19 protein-coding genes are annotated in these 20646 nt (G+C 72.0%); 14 read left to right on the top strand and 5 right to left on the bottom strand.

Annotation, left to right across the window (positions count from 1 at the left end; genetic code table 11):
• The first annotated feature begins 113 nt into the window (after positions 1-113).
• Positions 114-875: a helix-turn-helix domain-containing protein gene (locus tag IEY86_RS15620; protein WP_229698467.1), complete on the top strand. Its 762-nt coding sequence runs from the start codon at positions 114-116 to the stop codon at positions 873-875.
• 9 nt (positions 876-884) lie between these two features.
• On the opposite strand, the gene IEY86_RS15615 is transcribed toward IEY86_RS15620, so the two are convergent.
• The 3 genes from IEY86_RS15615 to IEY86_RS15605 all read right to left on the bottom strand — a co-directional run bounded on the left by IEY86_RS15615 (position 885) and on the right by IEY86_RS15605 (position 2992).
• Positions 885-1124 (bottom strand): hypothetical protein, encoded by a 240-nt coding sequence (locus IEY86_RS15615; RefSeq protein WP_189132285.1) that lies wholly within the window; start codon positions 1122-1124, stop codon positions 885-887.
• A 125-nt stretch (positions 1125-1249) separates the two neighbouring features.
• Entirely contained in the window at positions 1250-1825 is a 576-nt protein-coding gene (locus IEY86_RS15610) for a TerD family protein (protein WP_189132284.1), read from the bottom strand.
• A 270-nt stretch (positions 1826-2095) separates the two neighbouring features.
• Positions 2096-2992: a LysR family transcriptional regulator gene (locus IEY86_RS15605; RefSeq protein WP_189132283.1), complete on the bottom strand. Its 897-nt coding sequence runs from the start codon at positions 2990-2992 to the stop codon at positions 2096-2098.
• A gap of 84 nt (positions 2993-3076) precedes the next feature.
• Here IEY86_RS15605 and IEY86_RS15600 point away from each other — a divergent pair, with 84 nt between their 5' ends.
• A complete protein-coding gene (locus tag IEY86_RS15600; protein WP_189132282.1) occupies positions 3077-3940 on the top strand; it encodes a PhzF family phenazine biosynthesis isomerase in 864 nt (287 codons plus the stop codon).
• Between the two features lie 147 nt (positions 3941-4087).
• Here IEY86_RS15600 and IEY86_RS15595 read toward each other — a convergent pair whose 3' ends face one another.
• Positions 4088-5383 carry a Bcr/CflA family multidrug efflux MFS transporter gene (locus IEY86_RS15595; RefSeq protein ID WP_189132281.1) on the bottom strand — a complete coding sequence of 432 codons (1296 nt, stop codon included), beginning with the start codon at positions 5381-5383 and terminating at the stop codon, positions 4088-4090.
• A 390-nt stretch (positions 5384-5773) separates the two neighbouring features.
• Here IEY86_RS15595 and IEY86_RS15590 point away from each other — a divergent pair, with 390 nt between their 5' ends.
• The 5 genes from IEY86_RS15590 to IEY86_RS15570 all read left to right on the top strand — a co-directional run bounded on the left by IEY86_RS15590 (position 5774) and on the right by IEY86_RS15570 (position 10470).
• The gene (locus IEY86_RS15590; protein ID WP_189132280.1) at positions 5774-6601 is read left to right on the top strand and encodes a LytR/AlgR family response regulator transcription factor; all 828 of its coding nucleotides are present in this window, start codon (positions 5774-5776) and stop codon (positions 6599-6601) included.
• A gap of 139 nt (positions 6602-6740) precedes the next feature.
• Positions 6741-7010 carry a hypothetical protein gene (locus IEY86_RS15585; protein ID WP_189132279.1) on the top strand — a complete coding sequence of 90 codons (270 nt, stop codon included), beginning with the start codon at positions 6741-6743 and terminating at the stop codon, positions 7008-7010.
• A 118-nt stretch (positions 7011-7128) separates the two neighbouring features.
• Positions 7129-7503, top strand: coding sequence for a DUF485 domain-containing protein (locus tag IEY86_RS15580; RefSeq protein ID WP_189132278.1), 375 nt, complete (start codon positions 7129-7131; stop codon positions 7501-7503).
• A 7-nt stretch (positions 7504-7510) separates the two neighbouring features.
• Entirely contained in the window at positions 7511-9253 is a 1743-nt protein-coding gene (locus IEY86_RS15575) for a sodium/solute symporter (RefSeq protein ID WP_189132277.1), read from the top strand.
• Positions 9250-10470 (top strand): sensor histidine kinase, encoded by a 1221-nt coding sequence (locus IEY86_RS15570; protein ID WP_373287030.1) that lies wholly within the window; start codon positions 9250-9252, stop codon positions 10468-10470. The genes IEY86_RS15575 and IEY86_RS15570 overlap by 4 nt, the downstream gene beginning before the upstream one ends.
• Before the next feature lie 404 nt (positions 10471-10874).
• Here IEY86_RS15570 and IEY86_RS15565 read toward each other — a convergent pair whose 3' ends face one another.
• Complete coding sequence (locus IEY86_RS15565) at positions 10875-11156, bottom strand: hypothetical protein (RefSeq protein WP_189132357.1); 282 nt, start codon at positions 11154-11156, stop codon at positions 10875-10877.
• A 261-nt stretch (positions 11157-11417) separates the two neighbouring features.
• Between IEY86_RS15565 and IEY86_RS15560 the strand changes: the two genes are divergently transcribed.
• The 7 genes from IEY86_RS15560 (at position 11418) to IEY86_RS15530 (ending at position 20640) form a co-directional block, all read left to right on the top strand.
• Positions 11418-12476, top strand: a complete 1059-nt coding sequence (locus tag IEY86_RS15560) for a lantibiotic dehydratase C-terminal domain-containing protein (protein WP_189132276.1) — start codon at positions 11418-11420, stop codon at positions 12474-12476.
• 102 nt (positions 12477-12578) lie between these two features.
• Positions 12579-12989 carry a hypothetical protein gene (locus IEY86_RS15555; protein ID WP_189132275.1) on the top strand — a complete coding sequence of 137 codons (411 nt, stop codon included), beginning with the start codon at positions 12579-12581 and terminating at the stop codon, positions 12987-12989.
• Positions 12990-13052: 63 nt separating this feature from the next.
• Positions 13053-14681 (top strand): acyl-CoA carboxylase subunit beta, encoded by a 1629-nt coding sequence (locus tag IEY86_RS15550; RefSeq protein WP_189132274.1) that lies wholly within the window; start codon positions 13053-13055, stop codon positions 14679-14681.
• 14 nt (positions 14682-14695) lie between these two features.
• Positions 14696-14920 (top strand): acyl-CoA carboxylase subunit epsilon, encoded by a 225-nt coding sequence (locus IEY86_RS15545; RefSeq protein ID WP_189132273.1) that lies wholly within the window; start codon positions 14696-14698, stop codon positions 14918-14920.
• 235 nt (positions 14921-15155) lie between these two features.
• On the top strand, positions 15156-17009 hold the full coding sequence (locus IEY86_RS15540) for a fatty acyl-AMP ligase (RefSeq protein WP_189132272.1): 1854 nt from the start codon (positions 15156-15158) through the stop codon (positions 17007-17009).
• Positions 17006-18823: an acyl-CoA dehydrogenase family protein gene (locus IEY86_RS15535; protein ID WP_229698453.1), complete on the top strand. Its 1818-nt coding sequence runs from the start codon at positions 17006-17008 to the stop codon at positions 18821-18823. The genes IEY86_RS15540 and IEY86_RS15535 overlap by 4 nt, the downstream gene beginning before the upstream one ends.
• Positions 18817-20640 (top strand): acyl-CoA dehydrogenase family protein, encoded by a 1824-nt coding sequence (locus IEY86_RS15530; RefSeq protein ID WP_189132271.1) that lies wholly within the window; start codon positions 18817-18819, stop codon positions 20638-20640. The genes IEY86_RS15535 and IEY86_RS15530 overlap by 7 nt, the downstream gene beginning before the upstream one ends.
• Positions 20641-20646 lie beyond the last annotated feature (6 nt).

The following is a 20646-nucleotide window of genomic DNA, read 5'->3' as shown; positions in this document are numbered from 1 at the left end:
CCGCGTCCAAGGCCCGTCCCGCGTCCAAGGCCGAACCCGCCTCCCCGGCCAATCCCGCCTCCCCGGCTTTCCGTGCCGCCCCCGCCTCCTCGACGTGGGCGCAGGTCGGCCCGCTGCTGCGGCAGTGGCGGGAGCGCAGACGGATCAGCCAGCTGGAACTGGCGCTGCGCGCCGACTCCTCGGCGCGCCACGTCAGCTTCCTGGAGAACGGTCGGTCGAGGCCGAGCCAGGCCATGGTGCTCAAGCTCGCCGAGCATCTGGACGTGCCCATCAGGGAGCGCAACACCCTGCTGGTGGCGGCCGGTTACGCCCCCGTCTACGGGGAGACCTCGCTGGCCGATCCCTCGATGGACGGCCTTCGGGCCGCCGTCGAACGGCTGCTGGAGGCCCATGACCCGTACCCCGCCGTGGTCGTCGACGGCGGGTACGACCTCGTTGCGGCCAACCGGAGCATGTCGGTGCTGCTGGAGGGCGTGGCCGGGCATCTGCTGGAGCCCCCGGCCAACGCTCTGCGGATCACCTTCCACCCCGAGGGGCTGGCCCCGCACATCCTCAATCTCAAGCAGTGGCGGGAGAATCTGCTGGAACGCCTGCGCCGGCACATCGCCGTGCACCAGGCCGAGGTGCTGACGCGCCTCCACGACGAGATCAAGGACTTCCCGGCACCGCCCGGCCACCAGGACGTGGGTCAGGAGCTCGGCGAGACCTCGTTCGCCCTCCCGCTGCGGCTGCGGCACCGGGGTCGGGAGCTGGCCTTCATCGGGGCGGTCTCGACCTTCAACAGCCCCTGGGACGTGACCGTCTCCGAGCTGGCCATGGAGACATTCCTCCCGGCCAACCCGGAGACGGCGAAGGCGGTGCGGGGGTGGGTATGAACAGCCCCGCTAGTGCTTGTCGCGCAGGAAGGCGTCACCGTTGAGCCGGATGTGCTCATCCAGCGCACGGACCGCGGCGGCGACCGCCTCGGGCGAACCCTGGCCCCGCTGCTCGGCGTAGTACGCGGCGCCGAGTCTGCGCAGCAGGTCATGGCCGGTGCGTCCCGCCTGCACCTCGTCGACCTTCTGCTTGCCCTCGTTCAGAGCGCGCTGGGCCTGCTCCTTGGCGCGGTCCAGAAACCCTGCCATACCTGCCTCCTCGCTCCCCTTCTGCATGCCTTCTTCGCGGCTTCTTCCGAGGCTCCTCGCGGCTTCTCGAGGCTTCCCAGCGGCAGGCGCGGCCCGCGTGATCCGCGCGGGCCGCCCGCGGCGGGTCAGCCGTTGACGCCGAAGTCCTGCGCGATGCCCGCCAGGCCCGAGGCATAGCCCTGGCCGACGGCGCGGAACTTCCACTCCGCTCCGTTGCGGTACAGCTCGCCGAAGATCATCGCCGTCTCGGTGGAGGCGTCCTCGGTGAGGTCGTAGCGGGCGATCTCGGTGCCGCCGGCCTGGTTCACCACGCGGATGAACGCGTTGCGCACCTGGCCGAAGCTCTGGCCGCGGCCCTCGGCCTCGTAGATGGAGACCGGGAAGACGATCTTCTGCACCTCGGCGGGCACACCCTCGAGGTGCACCTTGATCGCCTCGTCGTCGCCCTCGCCCTCACCCGTGAGGTTGTCACCGGTGTGCTCGACGGATCCCTCGGGGCTCTTGAGGTTGTTGAAGAACACGAAGTGCTGCGGGGACACGACCTTGCCGTCCTCCTTGACCAGCAGGGCGCTGGCGTCGAGGTCGAAGTCCGCGCCCGTCGTCGTGCGCGCGTCCCAGCCGAGGCCCACGGTCACCGCGGTCAGACCGGGCGCTTCCTTGGTCAGGGAGACATTGCCACCCTTGGAGAGGCTGACACCCATGGTTATCTGCTCATTCCCGGTGCTGGGCGCGCACCAATCGGATGTGTGATTCGGTTGAACACTTGACTCTCTCTTTGCCCTATCCGTCCAACGATCACTACCCGTAGCGGGTTCCCGAAACCACCCGACGAGCGGATGGACCGCCCGAATGGACTGCCCGCGCGCACGGTTGGCTCCCCAAGTACCGCCCGTACCACCCCTACCGCGCGCGCTGCCCCGGCTGCCCGCGCGGACCGCCTCGCCGACGGCCGCCGGGTCGGCCGCCGGGCCTCAGCCGGTGGGGAAGTGCCGCGCCAGCTCCTCCACGACGGCGGCCGCCGCGGGCGGGACCCACCGCCTGCGGTGCCTCGCCAACCACACCCGGACATCGGGGAACGGGGGAGCCGCCGCCACCGCGAGCCGCCCCTGCCCCAGCGCCTCGTCGACGGTGGTGCGCGGCAGCAGGGTGAGCCCCAGCCCGGCGGCGACGCACGAGCGGGCCGCGTCGACGCTGCCGAAACGGGTCAGCCGGGGCCGGGCCCCCGGCACCGCCAGCAGCCGCCGCTCCAGCTCGTCGCTGTAGGAACAGCCCTGTTCCAGCAGGAAGAAGCTCTCCTGCGCCAGCTCCGGCCAATCGGCTGCGGACTTCCGGACGGCCATCGGATGGTCCGGGGCGCACACGAGGACCAGCGGCTCCCTGGCGACGGGTTCGGCGGCCACATCGGTGAAGTCGGCCTCCTCCTCCAGCAGGAGCGCCATGTCGAGCCGCCCCGACCGCAGGCCCTCGACCGCCTTCGCCGTGCCCGCCGCGAACAGCGACACCTCCACCTCGGGATGGGTGCGGCGCAGCGCGGTGACCACGCCCGGCAGCCGGGTCGAGCACAGGGACTCCGCCGCTCCCACGACGACCCGGCCCCGCACCGCCCCCTTGCCCGTCGCTGCCGCCGCCTCGCGCAGCCGTGTCTCCGCGTCGAGGACGCCCTCGGCCCGCTCCAGCAGCCTGCGTCCGCCGTCCGTGATCAGCGCCCCGGTCGGCAGCCGGTCGAACAGCCGGGTGCCCAGCTCCCGTTCCAGGGATTTGATGTGGACGGTGACCGTGGACTGGGCGAGGTGGAGCTCCGCGGCCGCGGCGGTGAAGCTCCCGGTCCTGGCGAGGGCGGCGAAGGTCCGCAGCAGGCGCGTGTCCATGCGCACAGACTATCGAGTTTCCCGATGAGACTCATCGGTATCAATCGTTGGACGCGATGGCTCCGGAGTGGAAACGTGGGGGACATGGAAACCGATGAGCGTTCCCTCACCGATGTGCTGCGCTACTCCGCGTTCACCGACGACCCCGCCGGAGGCAACCCCGCCGGTGTCGTCCTGGACGCCTCCGGCCTCGACGACCCGGCGATGCTGGCCCTCGCCGCCGAGGTGGGGTACTCGGAGACGGCGTTCATCACGGGCCGGGACGACGATGAGCGCCGCTTCCGGCTCCGCTTTTTCAGCCCTCTCGCCGAGGTCCCCTTCTGCGGGCACGCGACCGTCGCGACGGCGGTGGCGCTCGCCGAGCGCATGGGTCCGGGCGAGCTCGTCTTCGACACTCCCGCGGGTGAGATCACGGTGGCGACCTCGGCCGAGGAGGGAGCGGTGACGGCGACCCTCACCAGCGTCGAGACCCGCTCCCGGCCCGCGCGGGAGGACGAGCTGACCGAGGCGCTGACGGCGCTGCGGTGGTCGCGCGACGACCTCGATCCGGGCTTCACACCGCATGTCGCCTTCGGGGGAGTGGAGCACCTGGTCCTCGCCGCGGCATCCCGCGCCCGCCTGGCCGACCTCGACTACGACTTCGACGGGCTCGCCGAGGTGATGGGGCGCCACGGCTGGACGACCGTTCAGCTGGTCTGGCGCGAGACGCAGGACCGCTTCCACGCCCGTGACCCGTTCCCGGTCGGCGGCGTGGTGGAGGACCCCGCGACGGGGGCGGCCGCGGCGGCGTTCGGCGGCTACCTGCTCACGACCGGGCTGGTGCGCGAGCCTTCCACGATCGCCATCCGGCAGGGCGAGGACATGGGGCGCCCGAGCGATCTCCTGGTGCACCTCGACCCCGCCGACGCCCGGGTGCGGGTGACCGGCCGGGCGGTGCCCATCATCTGAACGGCCGGGGTCCGTCACGGCCGGGGTCCGTCCGAATCATCCGAACGGCCGGGGTCCGTCCGAACAGCCGGGGTCCGTCCGAAGGGGGCGGGACCGGCGCCGGATCGAACGATCCCGGTCCGGTGGCCGGTGGCCGGTGACAGAGGATCAGGGCTCCTGGTCGGGCCCGCCCCTCCAGGGGCGGCACAGGCCGAGGAAGAGAACAGTGGCGACCGCGCCGCAGCCGACCATCACCACACCCATCGGCACCGCCGTGCCCTCACCGCCCAGGCCCACGAGCGGGGTGGACAGCGCCCCGAGGAGGAACTGCACCGTGCCCAGCAGCGCGGAGGCGGTCCCGGCCGCGTGCGGGGTGCGGGCCAGGGCCTGCGCCGCGGTGTTGGGAAGCGTCAGCCCCTGGCCGCAGGCGAGGACGAACAGCGCCACCGCCACGGGCCCCAGACCCACCTCGCCGAAGACCCCGGAGGCCAGCAGAAGGAGCCCGCAGCCGCCCAGCAGGACAATGCCCAGGCCGATCGCCAGCACCGCGTCAAGCGGGACCCGGCCGACGAGGACCTTGCCGTTGATCTGCCCCATCAGCACCAGGCCCAGCGAGTTGACGCCGAAGAGCAGGCTGAAGGTCTGCGCAGAGGCGCCGTAGACCTCCTGGAGCACGAACGGCGAGCCGGAGATGTAGGCGAACAGCGCCGAGAACGAGAAACCGCCCGCCAGCACATATCCGCTGAATCCGGCGTCCCGCAGCAACTCCCGCACGGTCCGCAGGGTCTGCCCCAGCCCGCCCGGCCGACGCCGCTGCTCGGGCAGGGTCTCCTTCAACCACAGCGCGACCAGCGCGGTCAGCACGACACCGATCACCGTCAGGACGACGAACACACCGCGCCACTGGGTGAAGCGCAGCACCTGCCCGCCCATCAGCGGGGCGACGACGGGCGCCGCTCCGGAGACGAGCATGAGGGTGGAGAAGAAGCGGGCCACGTCCAGACCCGAGTACAGGTCCCGCACGATCGCCCGGGCGATCACTATCCCCGCCGCTCCAGCGAGCCCCTGCACCAGCCGGAAGCCGACGAGGGCGGGCACATTGGGCGCGACCACGCAGGCCGCCGTGGCCAGAACGTAGACCACCATGCCGACGAGCAGGGGCCGCCGCCGGCCGAGCGCGTCGCTGAGCGGCCCCACCACGAGCTGCCCCAGGGCCATGCCGGCCAGGCACGCCGTCAGCGTCAGCTGCACCTGCGAGGTGGTGGTGCGGAAGGAGTCGGTCACCTGCGGCAGCGCCGGGAGGTACATGTCCATCGACAGCGGCGCGAGCGCGGTCAGCGAGCCGAGGATGAGCGTCACCAGCAGTCCGGTCCGGCGCGCCGGGGCCGCCGCCGAGACGGGGGCGGTCACCGCGTCGACGGGCGTCGCGGTGCTCGGCGGGGGACCGGACGGCTGCTCGGGCATGGGCGCGAGGGCTCCTCTGGGCGGGGCGGGGCGGGGCAGGCGGCAGGAGGCAGGCAGTAGGCAGGCAGGGGCGGACGGGCGGTGGACGCGGGGGTTTGCCCGGCCACGGTACCCAAGGCGGCCGGGGACGAGGAAAGGCCGGGGACGAGGAAAGGTCAGGGACGAGGAGACGAGGAAGGGCCGGGGACGAGGAAGGGCCGGGGACGAGGAAGGGCCGGGGACGAGGAAGGGCCGGGAACGCCGAGGCGCCCTCCCTCCTGGCGGTGCTCACCGAGGAGGACCTGTTCGGCGGCCCGGTCGAGGGCGGTGCAGGCGCTGCCAGGCGGCCCGAACAGCCCGGACCGGACGAATGATCGACCGGTGATGGGAGAGCACCTACACTCACCGGACATGCTGCGGGTTCTGGCGGTGGACGACGAGCAGCCCCTGCTCGAGGAGCTGCTCTATCTGCTGCGCTCCGATCCGAGGATCGAACGGGCGTCGGGTGCCCTCGACGCGACCGAGGCGCTGCGGACGATCGGGCGCGCCCTCGAAGCCGGACCCGACGGCGAGGACGCCATCGACGTCGTCTTCCTCGACATCCACATGGCCGGGCTCAACGGCCTCGAAATGGCACGGCTGCTGGCCGGGTTCGCCGATCCCCCGCTGATCGTGTTCGTCACCGCCCACGAGGACTTCGCCGTCCAGGCGTTCGACCTCAAGGCCGTCGACTACGTGCTCAAACCGGTCCGCAAGGAGCGGCTCGCCGAGGCCGTGCGCCGGGTCGCCGAACTCTCCCGGGCGGGCGCCGGCCGCGGGCGCGGCGGCCAGGAGCCCGCACCGGCCGCCGCCGGAGCGCGGCCCGAGCCCGCGCACAACCGCGACGACGTGCCGGACACGGTGCCGGACCACATCCCCGTCGAACTCGCGGGCGTCACCCGTTTCGTGGAGATCGACGAGATCACCTTCGTCGAGGCGCAGGGCGACTACGCCCGTCTGCACACCAGGAACGGCAGCCATCTGGTCCGCATCCCGCTGTCCTCGCTGGAGGAGCGCTGGCGCAGCCGCGGCTTCGTCCGCATACACAGGCGCCACCTGGTGGCGCTCAAGCGCATCGACGAACTGCGCCTGGACGCGGGAAGCCTCAGTGTGCGGATCGGGGACGCGGTGCTGGCCGTGAGCCGCAGGCACGCCAGGGAGCTGCGTGACCTGCTCGTCCGGCAGGCGAAGGACCGCTGATCGTTCCCCTTCGACCGTTCACCGCCCGAAACCGGCCGTCCACGGATCGGCGGCTGCCATCGGCCGGGTTCCGCGCTCCACCGGACCTAGTGTTGAGCGCGTACGACCTGTACCGGGGGCGGCGCGAAGAAGGGGCCGAATGTCCGACATCAACGCGCTGCTCGAGGAACTGCGGCGGATCCCCGCCGACTCACCCCGCGACTCGCAGGAGTTGGCCGTCCTGCTGAACCGGATCAAGAGCATCGCGGGCCGTTGGGCCGATGTCCTCTATGAGGTGCGGGAGTCGGCGTACCGCGTCACCGAGCCGGGTGCGGCGGTGGCGCTGGAGATGGCCTTCCGCAGGGCCGAGCAGTCCTATGTGGAGCTCGAGATCGCCCACAGTGACCTGAATCGTGTGCTCAGTAACTGAGTGCTGCCGAGTAACCGAAATGTGACCCTCCTGTCTACCGCGCGACCCCCTGGCCTGCTTAGACTCCAAACCCGCCAGGTCGTTCGCGCCGGAGGCATGCCCAAGAAGAGGGGTCACCGTGTCGGTCGAGCCAGCCCCCAGGCGCGAGGTCGTCACCGGAGTGCCGCGTAGGACCGCGCGGATGGGCCGTCCGGTGCGCACGCAGTCGGAGATCAACGAGCAGACGACCCTGGGCGCCGCGTATGTGCGCTCTCTCATGCGCAGCCAACTGCGGGCCGGGCTGGCCGCGTTCGCCGTCCTCGCCGTCGTCCTCGGCTCACTGCCCGTCGTCTTCTCCCTCCTGCCGAGCGATCTGTCGCTGTGGCCCGCGGGCCCGACGCTGGTGTGGGCCGTGCTCGGCGCCGCCGCCTACCCGTTCATGATCGTCATCGCCCGCTGGTACGTGCGCCGCGCCGAGCGCAACGAGCGCGACTTCGCCGATCTCGTCGAGTGAAGCGCGGATGAACCAGGCGTACGCAGTGGCGGCGGTCGCCGTCGTGGTGCTGGCGACCGTCCTCATCGGCGCCTACGGTCTGCGTATCTCGCGCACCACCTCCGACTTCTATGTGGCCTCCCGCAGTGTGCCGCCGCGGCTGAACGCGGCGGCGATCAGCGGTGAGTACCTGTCGGCGGCCTCCTTCCTCGGCGTCGCGGGCCTGGTGCTGGCGCAGGGTGTGGACATGCTCTGGTACCCCGTCGGCTACACGGCGGGCTATCTGGTCCTGCTGGTCTTCGTGGCCGCGCCCCTGCGCAGGTCGGGCGCCTACACTCTCCCGGACTTCGCCGAGGACCGGTTGGAGTCCAAACGGGTGCGCAGGGTGGCCAGCGCGTTCGTCGTCGGGGTCGGCTGGCTCTACCTGCTGCCCCAGCTCCAGGGCGCGGGGCTGACCCTGGGGGTGGTGACCGGGGCGCCGCGCTGGCTCGGCGGGGCGCTGGTCGCGGTGGTGGTGACCGCCGCGGTGGCGGCGGGCGGCATGCGCAGCATCACCTTTGTGCAGGCCTTCCAGTACTGGCTCAAGCTCACCGCGCTCCTCGTGCCCGCGATCTTCCTGGTGCTGGCGTGGCAGGGGGACGGCGCTCCGCGTACGACCTTCGACGAGCCCGCCACCTTCCGCGAACGCACCAAGGTGACGGTCGAGCAGACCCTGAGGCTGAACATCAAGGACCCGCTCGGCGTCGCGGTGCACGGACGGATCGACGGGGTGCGGCACACCGGTGACAAGGTCGCGCTGCCACCCGGACCCCACCGCATCGACGCCGGCACGGTGCTGGAGTTCGCCAAGGGCACGGCGGTACCCGAGGCGACGAACGGGGCGTACAGCAGCGCAGGATCGCGGTGGTCCAGGCCGCTGTCCGGCAGCCGTGACGACCATCCGCTCTACGCCTCGTACGGTCTCATCATCGCCACGTTCCTCGGGACGATGGGGCTGCCGCACGTGGTGGTGCGCTTCTACACCAGTCCCAACGGGCGCGCGGCCCGCCGCACCACGGTGGTGGTCCTCGGCCTGATCGGGGCGTTCTACCTGCTGCCGCCCGTCTACGGGGCGCTGGGGCGGCTCTACGCGCCCGAGCTGTTGCTCACCGGGAACACCGACGCGGCCGTCCTGGTGCTGCCGGGCAAGCTCTTCGGCGGCGTCGGCGGGGACCTGCTCGGTGCCCTGCTCGCGGGCGGCGCGTTCGCGGCCTTCCTGTCCACCGCCTCGGGGCTGACCCTGTCGGTGGCGGGGGTGCTGACGCAGGATGTGCTGCCGTCGCTGGGGATACGCCACTTCCGGCTGGCGACGTGCCTGGCCATGGCGGTTCCGACGGCGGCCAACGCCGCGGTGAGCAATCTGCCCGTGGCGGACGCGGTCGGGCTGGCGTTCGCGGTCTCCGCCTCCTCGTTCTGCCCGCTGCTCGTGCTCGGCATCTGGTGGCGGGGGCTGACCGCGGCGGGGGCCCTGTCCGGGCTGCTGGTCGGGGGAGGGTCGGCGCTGGCGGCGGTGGCCGCGACGATCTCGGGCCGGCCGCAGCACGGCTGGCCCCACGCCCTGCTCGCGTGGCCCGCCGTCTGGTCGGTGCCGCTGGGCTTCCTGACGATGGTGCTGGTGTCGCTGGCCACCCGCGCCGCGATCCCGGCCAGCACCGGTGCCACGATGGCCCGGCTCCACCTGCCCGAGGGGGCGGCGGGACCGGTCGAGAGGGTCCAGGGGGTGGGACAGTGATCGCGCTGTGTGTGCTGGGGACCGTGGCGGCGGCCGTGGCGCTGTTCGCCGCGGGCGCGGCGTTCGGGCGGCTGAGCGCGCGCGGCGGGCGGGCCAAGGACCTGGGCACTCCCGTGGAGCGGGCCACCTTCCACACCCTGCACACCGCGTCGCTGGCCGCGCCCCCGCTGCGCGCGGGGCTGACGGAGGACACCGCGCGCAAGGCGGCGCGGCGGCTGCGCTCGCTGCTGGGCACCCACGCGCTGTGCCTGACCGACCAGGCGTCCGTGCTCGCCTGGGACGGCTCCGGAGGCCACCACCGGGCGCAGGTGATGGAGCAGGTGGGGCAGGTCCTGGAGAACGGGCGCAGCCAGGCGTTCCCCGTGACCTGCGACGACATGGACTGCCAGGTGCGGTGGGCGGTGGTGGCTCCGCTGACGGCGGACAACGGGGCGCTGGGCACCCTGGCCGCGTTCGGCTCGCGGGAGTCCGCGGTACTGGTGCGGGCGACGAACGAGGTGGCCCGCTGGGTCTCGGTCCAGCTCGAACTCGCCGAACTCGACCGCTCCCGGACCCGGCTCATAGAGGCCGAGATCCGCGCCCTTCGCGCCCAGATCTCCCCGCACTTCATCTTCAACTCGCTCGCCGCCATCGCCTCCTTCGTGCGCACCGACCCCGAGAGGGCGCGCGAACTGCTGCTGGAGTTCGCCGACTTCACCCGCTACTCGTTCCGCCGGCACGGGGACTTCACCACCCTCGCGGACGAACTGCACTCCATCCAGCAGTACTTCTCGCTCGTGCGCGCCCGTTTCGGCGAACGGCTCGACGTCACCCTCCAGATCGCGCCCGAGGTGCTGCCGGTGGCCCTGCCGTTCCTGTGCCTGCAACCGCTGGTGGAGAACGCGGTCAAGCACGGCCTGGAGGACTCGGTGGCCAAGAGCCGCATCACGATCTCGGCCAGTGACGAGGGCGCCGAGGCGGTCGTGGTGATCGAGGACAACGGGGTGGGCATGGAGCCCGAGCGCCTGCGGCAGATCCTGCGCGGTGAGGGCGGCCCGTCGAGCGGCATCGGCCTGTGCAACGTGGACGAGCGGCTGCGCCAGGTGTACGGCGACGACCACGGCCTCGTCATCGAGACCGGGGTCGGCGCCGGAATGAAGGTCACCGCCCGTATTCCCAAGTACCGGGCGGGAGTTCACTCGGGGCCGCCACTGCGCCGTCAGCCGCGCGCTGACTGATGGAACAGTCAGTCGGGGGGCGTCGGCGCGGCCCGGCGGCCAACCGCTTGTCCGGCCGGAACGACCGCCCGGCGCGGCTACCGTGCCGCTCAACGACTGCCGTGAACACGGCGCTTCAGGCGGGGATGCCCCGCTCGTAACGTGAAGGCGAGCGCGACAGGCACGAAGACGGGCAGCGATCCACGGTTGCGAGTCGGTGACATGACGATCGGTCACCGGACGGTGATGCCGCCGCGGCAGGACCTTCTCCACGTGCTGGACGGACTCGAGGCGGGCGACCGCGAAGTGCTCCGGCATCTGCAAGTCCTGCGCAGTTCACCCGCCGGGACGGCCGAGGAACCGGGCATCCGCGTGGAAGAGGTGCACCGCCGTGCCTGTCGCGCCACCAAGCCGCTCAGCGATGCCTACCGGGAGTCGGCCCAGGGGCAGGGGGCGCCCCCGCGAAGCGTCGGGCCGCGGAAGCGTCCTGCCGCAAGCGCGTCGGGCCGGAACGAGGAAGGAACGGACCGCCTTGAGGAACGCTCCGGGCTGTTCCTCTCGGTGTGCTGCCGGTCCCCGTGGGTGGGGCCGAGCAGAAAGCCCAGCAGGGGGCGTCCGTGCCGCCGTTGGAGCTCGGCGAGAGCCCGCTCGTCGGCGCGCCGTTCCGTCGCGGCGGTGCCGGAGTTCCTCGACGTCGGGGTATTCATGGAGTAATCGTCTGCGCAGAGGTCGCCGAAGGTATCCGCCACTTGGCGGATACGCCGCACGTGTCGGCGAACGGGCGAGCGGACGAGCGATCGGCAGGCGCCGCGCCCATCGTGACACCGATCGCCTCCGGTGCCTCCGCAGGCTTCTGGTCCACGCCAGTGACCAGCGCGGACGGGCTCAAGCGAATTTCTTGTGAATGCTGTCAGTTTTCCCTAAACCGCGCTGCGGGAAGGCACGGCGGTCGGAGTAGGTGAACTGGCATGAGCGCACTGGGACAACGGCCCGGCGAATGGCAGGCGATCCACATCTTTTATGCGGCGAATCCGCGTCCGCTGCTTACCCAGTGCATCGATCCACTCGTCAGCGGGCTGGTGACGGACGGCCTGCTGAGCACGTACTACTTCGTCCACTACTGGCTCGAGGGCCCGCATGTGCGGCTGCGGCTCAAGCCCCGTACCGAGGCGGACACCGCCAAGGTGCGCGCGCGGGCGGAGACGGCCGTGGCGGCGTTCCTCGAAGGCAGGCCCACGCTCTACGAGGTCAAGCCGGAATTCCTGGTCGACTTCTACGAGACCGTGTTCCAGCTGGACTACTCCGCCGCCCAGCGCGAGCGGTTGCTGGAGCCGGACGGCACGCTGCGGCTGCGGCGGAACAACACCTACGGCTTCGAGCCCTACGAGCCGGAGTACGCCAGGTACGGCGGCCCCGCGGGCGTCGAGCTCGCCGAGTGGCACTTCCGGCACTCCAGCGAGCTGACCCTCGAGGTGTGCCGGAACGTCGACCCGCGCAGCCGCACGGTCCTGATGGGCCTGTCCGCGCAGCTGATGATGGTGATGACCACCGCGTTCCTGCGCGACGACGAGGCCGTCGCCGACTTCTTCCAGCGCTACCACGACTTCTGGCGCCGCACGTTCGCCGTGGTCGGCCAGCCCCAGGACCTGGGCCACGACCGGGTCTACGACCTGCTGGCCGTGGACATCCCCCGGCGCTTCACCCAGATCCGCCGCGCGTTGGAGGAGTCGGGCAGCGGCAGCCTGCCGGGATTCCTGCGCTCGTGGGCCGAGCACTGCTCGGAACTGCGCGAGCGGGCCTTCGACCTCGCGGCCCGCGGCGATCTGGTCTTCACCTCCTGGGATCCCGCCCGCGAGGAGCGGGAGGGGAAGCCGGCGGATCCGGCCACCGCCCTCGAGCTGCTGCTCGCCCCCTATCTGCGGATGACCAACAACCGGCTGAACGTGCCCATGCGCGAAGAGGCCCGCCTGTCGTACGTGCTGGCGCGGTCGCTGCACGAGCGTCTGGCCATGGAGGCGGGGGCCTGAGCGGAGCCGGTCCCGGGCGGGCGCACGCCCGACTCGAGCCGGAATCCGGTCGGCTCGGCTCTGCTGCCCCGCGACGGCCGTGCGAATCCGGGGGAGTGGGGTGTGCGCGCGCGTTTCCTGGTACTCGGCCCGGTGAGTGTCACCGAGGGGGACGAGGTCGTCGTGCCGCGTCCCTCCAAGCCGACGACGCTGCCGGCGGCGATGCTGCTGCGTCCCGTCTCCGCAGTCTCCGCCGTCTGTGCCTTTTGCGCCGTTTGCGCCGACTTCCTGGCGCGGGCCCTGCGGGGAGCCCGCCCGTCGGGCCCACCTCCGGCGGGAACGGGGGCCGAGCCGGGTCCATCGATCCGGCGGCTGGAGCAGGCCATCCTGCGCCGGGCCGAACTCGCCCCGCCGACCTGCGGTCTCGCGCCCCCGTCGGTGGCCGGTGCGGCGACGGGCGGGGCGGGAGCGACCGCTGTTCCGGGCGGTCCGTCCACCGCGAAGGCATGCGATCCGCACCACCCGGCAGCTTGAGTTGAGCGCGAGTGGATCTTCCTACGGTCAACGCCGCAAACAGCGGCCCGAGTGGAGGTCTGGATGACCATCGTCGAAGAAGCCCGCGCCGAGACCGCCGAGACGCGAGAGCGCCCACCGGCACGTTCCGCCGCGGTACGGCCCGACATGAGCTCGGCCGTCGCGGACCTGGCGGACAAGCACGGACAGGCGCGCAGCGGGCCCAGCGAGCGGGCCACGCAGGCACAGCACGCCAAGGGCAAGCTCACCGCTCATGAGCGGATCGAACTCCTGCTGGACGAGGGCTCGTTCAGCGAGATCGAGGCGCTGCGGCGGCACCGCGCCACCGGCTTCGGCCTCGAGGCGAAGAAGCCGTACACCGACGGTGTGATCACCGGCTGGGGCACGGTCCACGGCCGTACCGTCTTCGTCTACGCGCACGACTTCCGGATCTTCGGTGGCGCGCTCGGCGAGGCCCACGCCGCGAAGATCCACAAGGTGATGGACCTGGCCCGGGCCGCCGGGGCGCCGCTGGTGAGCCTCAACGACGGCGCGGGCGCCCGTATCCAGGAAGGTGTGACCGCGCTCGCCGGGTACGGCGGCATCTTCCAGCGCAACACCGCGGCCTCCGGGGTCGTCCCGCAGATCAGCGTGATGCTCGGCCCCTGCGCGGGAGGAGCCGCCTACTCACCCGCCCTGACCGACTTCGTCTTCATGGTGCGCGGCACCTCGCAGATGTTCATCACCGGGCCCGACGTCGTGCAGGCGGTCACCGGTGAGAAGGTCTCGCAGGACGAGCTCGGCGGGGCGGACGTGCACTCGTCGACCTCCGGTGTGGCCACGTTCGCCTACGACAACGAGCAGGAGTGCCTGGAGGAGGTGCGCTACCTGCTCTCGCTCCTGCCGTCGAACAACCGCGAGCACCCGCCGACCGCCACGTCCGCCGACCCGGTGGACCGGCGCAACGACCGGCTGCTGGAGATCGTCCCGACCGACCCCTCGCGCTCGTACGACATGCGCGAGGTCATCGAGGAGGTCGTCGACGACGGCGAGTTCTTCGAGATCCACCCGGCCTGGGCGACCAATGTCATCTGCGCGCTGTCCCGGCTCGACGGGCATGTGGTGGGGATCATCGCCAACCAGGCGGCCTCGCTCGCCGGGGTGCTGGACATCGAGGCGTCGGAGAAGGCGGCGCGGTTCGTGCAGTTCTGCGACTCGTTCAACATCCCGCTGGTGACGCTGGTGGACGTGCCCGGCTTCCTGCCCGGTGTCGACCAGGAGCACGGCGGCATCATCCGGCACGGCGCCAAGCTGCTCTACGCGTACTGCAACGCCACGGTGCCCAGGGTGCAGCTCATCCTGCGCAAGGCGTACGGCGGGGCCTACATCGTGATGGACTCGCGCTCCATCGGCGCGGACATCTCGTTCGCCTGGCCGGCCAACGAGGTCGCGGTCATGGGAGCCGAGGGCGCGGCGAATGTGATCTTCCGCAGGGAGATAGCGGCCGCGGACGATCCGGACGAAACGCGGACTCGCCTCGTCGAGGAGTACCGCAGTGAACTGATGCATCCGTACTACGCCGCCGAGCGCGGTCTGGTGGACGACGTCATCGACCCGGCGAGAACCCGCGAGACCCTGATCCGGTCACTGGCGATGCTCCGCGACAAGGACGCGGCGCTGCCGTCGCGCAAGCACGGCAACCCTCCGATGTGAGCGGGGCGACGGACATGGCTGACGACGAGCGCGAACGCGAGGACGGCCGTCCGCTGCTGCGGGTGGTGCGCGGGAAACCGGACGACACCGAGGTCGCGGCGGTCGCGCTGGTGCTGGCGATCATGGCGGGGCGCGGCGGCGAGGGATCCCCGGTGGGCCCGGGGGCCCGCCGCCGGGTCGCTCGCTGGAAGGACGGCGAGAGCGGGCGCACGCCCGTTTCGTGGGCTTCCGGGAGCTGAGGAGGGCCCGCAGAGCATCCGAAACACACACGGTCGGCGAACAAGGTCGCGGAGCGGTCACGGAGGGGGCGCGGAGCCATTGCGGAGGGCCGCTCAACTGCGGATATGCACCGGACCATGACTTAGTCACGCTCTAGTTCATGTTGAGGTCACAGGCGGAGTCTCGAGGTGCACCGCTTCCGCAGGACGGCACTTGTACGCGGTCGTGGTGATCGAATCTCACTAGGGGGCGGCTTTGGCCGAGTACCGGAACTTCACCGAACTCGTGAGGGCACATGTAGCGGAACGGCCCGAACGAGAGGCGCTGGTCCTCCTGACCGGCGCGGACAACGGCCTGGCGGCGGAGCGCGTGACTTACGCGCGGATCGACGCCGAGGCGCGAAGGCTCGCCGGCTGGCTCCAGGAGCGCGGCGCGGCGGGCCACCCGGTAATCGTCGTTCAGAGCACGGGGAGACTGTTCGCCACGAGCTTTCTGGCGTGCCTGTACGCGGGGGCGATGGCTGTCCCCGCCCCGCCGCCCGGAGGCGTCAAGCACCACACCGAGCGTCTGATCGGGATCGTCAAGGACACGGCGGCGCACTCGGTGCTCACGGACACCGACGGCGCTCCCGGAGTCTCGCTCCTGCTCGCCCAGGCCGGGTACGGGAGGGTTCCCTGCCTGGCCACCGACGCGCTGAGCCAGGACACGGAGTCCACCTGGCAGGCTCCGGACCTCGATCCGAGCGACATCGCGTTCCTCCAGTACACCTCGGGATCGACCAGCGACCCGAAAGGCGTGATGGTCTCCCACGGCAACCTGATCGCCAATCAGAAGGTCATCGCCTCGGCGCTGGGCAGCGACGGCGAGACCGTGATGGGCAGCTGGCTGCCGTTCCACCACGACATGGGCCTGATCGGGCATCTGCTGCACCCGCTGTCCATCGGCGGCACCGGCGTCCTGATGCCCCCGGCGCTGTTCGTCCGGCACCCGGTGCGCTGGCTTCAGGCCATCACGGAGTACGGCATCACCTCCGGCGGCGGCCCCAACTTCGCCTACGACCTGTGCGTGCGCCGCATCACGGAAGAGCAGATGGAGGGGCTGGACCTCTCCCGCTGGGAGAACGCCTGCAACGGTGCGGAGCCGGTGAGGGCCGAGACCCTGCGGTCGTTCGCGGCCAGGTTCGCGCCCGTCGGCCTGACCCCGGGGGCGCTGTGGCCCTGCTACGGGCTGGCCGAGGCCACCCTGCTGGTGACCGGGAGCACCCCCGGGGTGGCGCCCAGGGTGCTGACGGTGGACGCGCAGGCGCTGGAGAACCACCGGGTCACCGAGGCCGACTCCGCGGCGTCCGCCGTTCCGGCGGCCACCGCCGCCGCCACCGCCGGGCCCGAGCGCGGCGAGTACCGCGAACTGGTCAGCTCCGGCAGGGTGCACGGCGACTTCGACCTGCGGATCGTCAACCCGGACAACGGCAGGCAGCTCGCCGAGGGACGCGTGGGCGAGATCTGGCTGCGCGGGGACAGCGTCGCGCGCGGATACTGGAACCGCCCGCTGGACAGCTGCGAGACCTTCGCCTCGGTGACCTCCGACGGCGAGTCGGGCTTCCTGCGCACCGGCGACCTCGGCACCGTCGTGGACGGCGAGCTGTACGTCACCGGGCGGCTCAAGGACATCATGATCGTGGCCGGGCGAAACCTCTACCCCCAGGACATCGAGCGGGTGGCCCAGCAGGTGAGCCCGCTGTTCGGCTTCTGCACCGCCTTCTCGGTGGGTGAGGACAAGGAACAGGCGGTGCTGATCCAGGAGATCCGCACCAGCGGCGCCTACGACCTCGACCTCGCGGCGCTGGCGGCGCGGGTGTACGAGACGGTGGCCAAGGAGTTCGAGATCTCCGTGGCCGGGGTGCTCCTCGTCCGTCCGGGCACCGTGCGGCGCACCACGAGCGGCAAGGTCCAGCGCTCGGCCATGCGCAAGCTCTTCCTGCGTGGCGCGATCGAGCCCCTGCACGCCCTGGTCGCCCCGGACATGCGCCGCTTGGTCGAGGCGGGCAGCTCCGGGCGGCGCGGCCGCGGCGGCGCGCAGGACCGGTCGGATTCGGGGGAGCAGCAGTGATCGGGGCGCTGCGCGGGGAACGGGTGATGGACCGGGGGCAGCGGACGCCGGGACCGGCTGAGCTGCTGGAACGTTTCCTCGGTAACCCGGGGAACCCCGACGAGGTCCTGTCCCACGCGCGCAGCGCCGCCGCCGACTCCGCCGAGGAGTTCCCGGCCGACGCCTGCTCCCTGCTGAACCTGTGGGGGCTGCACCGGCACTACATCCCCGTCGAGTACGGGGGCGAACTGGCCAGCTATCAGGAACTGCTGGCCCTGATGCGCACGGTCGCCCGCCGCGATCTGACCGTGGCCGTCGCGCACGGCAAGACCTTCCTCGGGGCGGTGTGCGCGTGGACGGCGGCCGAGCCGCGCACCGCCCATGAGCTGGCCAGGATCGTCAGCTCCGGCGAGGCCGTCTCCCTGGGCCTGACCGAGCGCTACCACGGCAGCGATCTGATGGCCAATGAGGTCTCGGCCCTCCCCGTCGCGGGCGGCTACCGCCTCGACGGGGAGAAGTACCTCATCAACAACGCCACCCGCAGCCGTGCCATCTGCCTGCTCGCGCGGACCGACCCCGACGGAGGGCCGCGCGGCTTCAGCCTCGTGCTCGCCGACAAGCGGGCGCTGGAGCCGGGCACCTACCGGCATCTGCCCAAGGTCCCCACGCTCGGCATCCGCGGCGCGGACATCAGCGGGATCGAGTTCGACGGCGCCGTGGTCCCCGGGTCCGCCATGATCGGCCCCAAGGGCGCCGGCGCCGAGATCGTCCTCAAGGCGCTCCAGATCACCCGCACCATGGTCCCCGCGCTGTCGCTGGGCGCCGCCGACCAGGCCCTGCGCCTGGCCCTGTCCATCACCCGCACCCGCACCCGCACCCGAACCCGCGAGCGCGGAGCCCGGCGCGACCGGGGCGCGCGCTGCCTCTACGACCAGGCGGTGACCCGGCGGGTGATCGGCGAGAGCTGCGCCGACCTGCTCGCCATGGAGGCGATGGCCCACGTGGCCGCCCGCAGTGTGCACCTGGCACCCGACGAGCTGAGTGTGACCTCGTCGGCGGTCAAGTACCTGGTGCCCACGGTGGTCGACGACGTGGTGACCCGCCTGGGCGGGCTGCTCGGACCGCGCTCCTACCTCGTCGAGCACAGCGCGCACGGGCTGTTCGAGAAGGTCGAGCGCGACCACCGCATCGTCGGGGTCTTCGACGGCAACACCATGGTCAACCTCTACAACCTGATCGGCCAGTTCCGGGCGCTGGCCCGCAACCACCCGGTGGAGCGGGACGGTGAGCCCCCCGCGGACCTGTTCGACCTCCAGGCACCCGTGCCGCCCGCGCGCCTGGACCGGCTCAGCCTGGTCTCGCGCCGCGGCAGCTCCGTGCTCGGCTCCCTGCCCCGGCACGCGCGGGCGCTGAAGGAGGCCGCGCGCGAGGACGCGCAGCTGGCGGGGGCGGCCGCTCTCGCCGACCGCCTCGTGACCCTGGCCGACGAACTCCACCGGTCGATGCCCCGCACCCCGTCCACCGTCACCGGCACCCCGCCCGAGACATTCGAGACCGCGCGGCGGTTCACCCTCCTCCTGGCCGCCTCCGCGTGCCTGGGCGTGTGGCGGCACAGCGGCCCGGCCCACGGGCGCCTGCCGGACGGGCTGTGGATCGAGGCGGCCCTGCACCGGATCCTGACGCGGCTGGGCCCCGTCGTCCGGGTCGAGCCGGGCGCCGCCGAGCGTGAGGACGCCCTGTTCGAGCGGGTGGCCCAGCGCCTGCTGATCCAGTACCGGGCCGGGGAGGTCTTCTCGCTGCTGCCGCACCGGACGGCCGAAGGAGCGCCATGCTGAACCCGCCCCAGTCCCTCGGGGCGCCCCCGGTGCAGGACCGGCCCGGCGGGCAGCCCCCCGCCGGGCCGGTCGAGCCCGTGGACCACGAGGAACGCGAGATCCAGCGCCGGATCGCCCTGCTGGAGTCCCGCTTCGGCGACCCCAGGGAGCCCGCCAACCCGCTCGGCGACGCCGCCCTGCTCGAGGCCGACGCCCGCGGGGAGATGCTGGAGGCCGCCGAGGACATGCTGCGGGACGTCGGCCTCAACGCCGAGTTCGTCCCCGCCGAGCTCGGCGGCAGGTTCACCCGCGTCGACACCCTCTCGAGGGTGCTGCGCACCGTCTTCCGCCGCGACGCCTCCCTCGGCATCGGCTACGGCGTCTCCTCCTTCCTCGCCGCCGTCGCCGTCTGGGCGGGCGGCACACCCCGGCAGCGCCGGTGGACCGCCGACCTGCTCCTCGGCGGCGGCAGGCTCGCCGTCGCCTACCAGGAACTCGCCCACGGCAACGACTGGGTGCGCAACGAGTTCTCCGCCGAGCGGCGCGGCGGCGGCTATGTGCTGCACGGCCGCAAGGAGGTCATCAACAACGCCGAGCGCGCCGAGGCACTGGTGCTGTTCAGCCGCACACTGCGCCGCCGCGGCAGCCGCAGCCACTCCGTCTTCCTCGTCGACAAGGCCGCCCTGCCGCCGGGCCGGCTCGCCTACCTGCCCCGCTACTCCGGGGTGGGCATCCGCGGCTGCCGGATGGACGGGCTGGACTTCGACGAGTGCCCGGTGCCCGCCGACGCCATGGTCGGATCCGAGGGCGAAGGGGTGGAGCTGGCATTGCGCTCGTTCCAGATCACCCGCAGCGCCGTGCCCTCGATGGTGCTCGCCGAGGCCGACACCTGCCTGCGCACCGTGGTCAGCTTCGCCACCAAGCGGCAGCTCAACCAGCGCACCGTCCTGGACATCCCGCACTCGAGGGCCACCCTCGCGGGGGCCTTCCTCGACCTGCTGATCTGCGACAGCCTGGCCCTGGCCGCCACCCGCGCCGTGCATGTGGCGCCGAGTGAGACCAGCGTGCTCGCGGCCGCGTGCAAATACCTGCTGCCCAAGATCCTCGGCGACACCGCCTACGACCTGTCCACGGTGCTCGGAGAGAGCTTCTACGTGCGCAGCGGAGAGTTCGGGGTCTTCCAGAAGCATGTGCGCGACCTTCCGGTGACCAGCCTCGGGCACGCCGGAACCGCCGCCTGCCAGGCCACGATCATCCCCCAACTGCCGCGCCTGGCACGGCGGGCGTGGTTCCGCGACCAGGCGGTGCCCGCCGCGCTGTTCCGCCCGCGGCAGAGCCTGGAGCCGCTCGACTACGACCGGCTGGCCCTCGCCTCCGGCTCCGACTCGCTCGCCGCGTCACTGATCGAGTCCGCCCATGTGCTGCGCATCCGTCCGGGACTCGGCCACGGCGGCAAACAGCTGAGCGAGCTCGCCGACGCCTTCGTCGCCGAACTGCGGCGCCTGCGCGAGGAGTGCTCCCGGCTCGATCCCAAGGACCGCTCGGCCCTGGCCAGCCCCTACAGCTACGCCCTCGCCGACCGGTACGCCCTGGTGCTCGCCGCCGCCGCGTGCCTGGGCGTGTGGCTGCACCACACCGCGCCCTCCCCCGGCGCGGCCCACCCCTTCATCGGCGAGCCGGTCTGGGTCACCGCGGCCCTGCACCGGCTCGGCAAGCGCCTGGGGCTGCCCGTGCCCAGGCGCCCACCGGACGTCGAGGAGCGCGTCGTCGAGGAAGTCCTCGCGCGCTACTGGGACGCCCGCAGCTTCGACCTCTACGACACACCGCTGGCCGGTTGATCGAAG

The organism is Wenjunlia tyrosinilytica (assembly GCF_014646055.1).
GTDB lineage: Bacteria > Actinomycetota > Actinomycetes > Streptomycetales > Streptomycetaceae > Wenjunlia > Wenjunlia tyrosinilytica.
Note: the sequence above shows the minus strand (reverse complement) of the source record. Positions and strands in the feature narration are given on the sequence as shown.